Genomic DNA, 3,782 nt, shown 5'->3' on the forward strand with positions numbered 1-3,782 from the left:
GCCGCAGCTCGATTTTCCCTATATGGGCTATCGTTTCAGCGAGGACGAAAAAGCGACGCTGCTGCATTCGGGCAATCTGGGGAAACAGGTGGAGCTGATCCCAAAAAACGGCGAACCCTTCAAAGGCTACGTCTCAATCGACCCGTTGACCAATGAGCTGGTCGCCCTTCGTGCCGACCGCGTGATCATTCCGCAAGAGATTAAAAGCGTCTTGCTGACCGAACAGCAGCATCGGGACCTGACCGAAGGTAAGCCCGTGAAAGTAGAAGGTATGCTCTCGCGTGGCGGCAAACCGTTCGATGCCACGCTTCAGGTCAATGCCGAGAAAAGAGGCATCGAGTTTATCTTCAACGACAATCTTTCTTTCAAAGAACGCAGGCAACTCTCTCAAAAGCCGCAGGCGGATTCTCCGTACGGTGTGCCGGCAGCCCTCTGCAAGTATCAGCTGACCGAGAAACAGCAGAAAGCCCTTTCGGAAGGACGCACCCTGTATCTGAGAAATATGGTGGATAAGGAAGGCGAAATCTTCAGTGCTTATGTCCGTTACGACAAGGAGCAGCAGCGTCCCCGTTTTTATCGCTATAATCCGGACAAAAAGCAGGAACAGGTCGAAGCCGTGGCCGAAGGGCACAAGACACAGGTAGCCGTCAACAATGAAGGTAAGACGAACGAAGCTACCAGGCACGTCAAGGAACCCCTCAAAAGCGGTCAGGTGCGCCCTACCGAAAAACAACAGGCAAAACAGGAGAACGAAGAGCAGAAGCAGCCTCGCAAAAGAGGGCGCAGGATGTAGCCTTTTTCTCCGCTCTCATGAACCGCCGGACGGATGGGACGCCACCGTTCGGCCGGTTATTTTATCTCAACCTTAACCATCGTATCCCATGAAATGTATCATTGCCGAGAAACCCTCGGTCGCCCGCGATATAGCCCGCATCGTCGGTGCAACGCACAAAGAAGAGGGCTGTTTCTCCGGAAACGGCCATGTGGTTACCTGGGCCTTCGGACACCTCGTTACCCTTGCGATGCCCGAAGCATACGGCTTCCCGACGTACAGCCGCGAGCAACTGCCCATTATCCCCGATCCTTTCCGGTTAGTCGTCCGACAGATCCGCAAAGGAACGACCTATATGGACGACCCGTCCGCCTTGAAGCAACTCAATATCATCCGCAAGTGTTTCGACCGAAGCGATCGCATCATCGTCGCCACCGACGCCGGACGCGAAGGCGAGTTGATCTTCCGCCTGTGCGCCCATAAGGCTGCATAATAAATATCTCCTTAGCAAGAGATTAGGTTCGTGTCCTTTGAAATAACCTACTACCAACCGACTTATCCAAAGGGGAAACCCAATGGGGAGTGTAGCATGTCGGTAAAGGCATAAGTCCACAAATTGCCGTGTGGCGACTGAATGACGAGGTAGAAAGACAAGCACAAGGATGAAGCCTGAATTGGTTGAACGATAGTCCAGTGGCTGTTAAATGAGCCGTGACGGAAGGCAATTACAAACGTCACGCCGTAGTACTCTTCCGATGTAGTCGGACGGATTGAGCAAAAGGACAAACTACGGCACAACCACAATATGTGGACAAAAGGTCGAACGTCGCATCCGACAGCTTGTCACGCTAATAGTTATTATGCAAGCTAAATGGGGATTGCCTAAGTCGGGGAGCCGAAAGGCTATGAGGTATAGCCTCTGAAAACCCGATATGGCAACGGAGCTTCCGTAGTAGTCTGAGCAGGATAACGTCCTGTACATGGCGAAGGGAAGCAGTTGGAAACTTTAATACAAACAAAGAAAGACGTGTGAGACGTATGAGAAATTCAGAGAATGTATTAAACATTTTAAGTGAACACAGCACTGATTCGGACTATAAGTACGAACGGCTGTACCGTAATCTATTTAATGAGCAGATGTTTTACACTGCCTATCAACGCATTTACGCTAAGCAGGACAATATGACATCAGGAACAGATGGCAAAACAATTGACCAGATGAGTATTCAGAGAATAGATAACCTTATCGTAAGTCTCAAAAATGAGACTTATAAGCCACGTCCTGCCAAGAGGGTGTATATTCCAAAGAAGAACGGCAAGAAAAGACCGCTTGGAATTCCCTCTTTTGAAGACAAGTTGGTACAAGAGGTAACACGAATGATTCTTGAAGCCATTTATGAAGGGTATTTTGAGTACACCTCTCATGGTTTCAGACCCAATAAGAGTTGCCATACTGCACTGACCCACATTCAAAAATCGTTCAGTGGAACAAAATGGTTCATTGAAGGAGATATTAAAGGCTTCTTCGACAACATCAACCACGAAGTTCTTATAAATACCTTGAAAGAACGAATAGCCGATGAAAGGTTTATACGTTTAATTAGGAAATTTCTGAACGCAGGATACATGGAAGATTGGAAATTCCACAAAACATATAGTGGAACACCGCAAGGAGGATTGATAAGCCCAATTTTGGCAAACATCTACCTTGACAAGTTCGACAAGTACATGAAGGAATATGCCAAATCTTTTGACAAAGGCAAGGAAAGACGGGGCAGTACGGAGTATAAACGCCTTGAAAATAAAAGAAGCAGGCTGGTAGCAAAAAACAAATCCGAGCAGAATGAATCTGTCAGAGAACAACTGATGGATGAGATTCGGAAAGTCGAGAAAGAGATGATTAACACGCCCTATGGCTTAAATATGGACGAAACATTCAAAAGATTGAAATATGTGAGATATGCCGATGATTTCCTTGTTGGAGTTATTTGCAGCAAGGCTGAGTGTATGCAAATCAAAGCAAACATCGCTCAATACATGAGCAAGCAACTCAAATTGGAGTTGTCAGAAGAGAAAACGCTAATAACGCATGCACAAAATCCTGCCAAGTTTCTCGGTTATGAAATCTATGTTCGCAAGTCCCAAGCTCTAAGGCGTAATAGAAATGGAGTTTTGAGAAGACCCTTCAATGGTAGAATTGTCCTAAACGTATCCAACGAGACGGTCAGACGGAAGTTACTGGACTATGATGCCGTATACATCAAGCAAGTTAAGGGTAAAGAAGTCTGGAAACCGAAAACTCGTTCATACATGATAGGAATGAAGCCAGAAGATATTCTCGCACAATACAATGCAGAAATAAGAGGATTCTACAACTACTATTCTATTGCTAACAACATTTCATATCTCGGTAATTCATTCGGATTTAATATGAAGTACAGTATGTTCAAAACTATTGCTCAAAAACAAAACATGACTATGGCGCAGATGATAAAGAAACTCCGCAAAGGCAAAGACTTTATCATACCCTACATAGACAAGAAAGGGCAAAAGAAAGTCAGAGTGCTTTATAATGAAGGTTTTAGACGAAAGACAGCTAAAGATTATGCCCAATGCGACAACATTCCGAACACAAACATCAGTCCTTATCCGAGTCTTGTTGAGAGACTGAAAGCTGAAAGGTGTGAATTATGTGGAGCGGAAGGTAAAACGGTGATGCATCACGTGCGTACACTCAAAGACCTCAAGGGAGAGAATGAGTGGGAACAACAGATGCTCAAAAGATACCGTAAAACTTTGGCTGTTTGTGAAACCTGTAATGCTAAAATTCATGTTCGCTAAAATGGGAAAAACCAACGGAGAGCCGTATACAGGGAGACTTGTACGTACGGTTCGGGGGCAGGTTCTCGGAAACCTACCGTCGCAAGACGGCAAGGCGCCGAGTGCCGAGCCTACGATCTATGCTTATTTGGATTGCCGCAAACCTTTCGACCGCCTGTGGATCAGCTCC

Annotated in this window: 2 protein-coding genes and 1 pseudogene; all 3 read left to right on the forward strand. The window is 46.2% G+C overall.

Annotation, left to right across the window (positions count from 1 at the left end; genetic code table 11):
* Positions 1–793: DUF3945 domain-containing protein (locus Q4A89_RS11640; protein WP_303185678.1), on the forward strand; the 793-nt coding region annotated here is incomplete at its 5' end.
* Positions 794–881: 88 nt separating this feature from the next.
* Positions 882–1,244, forward strand: a pseudogene (locus Q4A89_RS11645) (toprim domain-containing protein); the annotation flags it as partial.
* Positions 1,245–1,810: 566 nt separating this feature from the next.
* Complete coding sequence (locus Q4A89_RS11650) at positions 1,811–3,613, forward strand: reverse transcriptase/maturase family protein (RefSeq protein ID WP_303185680.1); 1,803 nt, start codon at positions 1,811–1,813, stop codon at positions 3,611–3,613.
* Positions 3,614–3,782: the final 169 nt, after the last annotated feature.

The sequence above is a fragment of the Tannerella sp. genome (genome assembly GCF_030528505.1).
Taxonomy (GTDB): Bacteria; Bacteroidota; Bacteroidia; order Bacteroidales; family Tannerellaceae; genus Tannerella.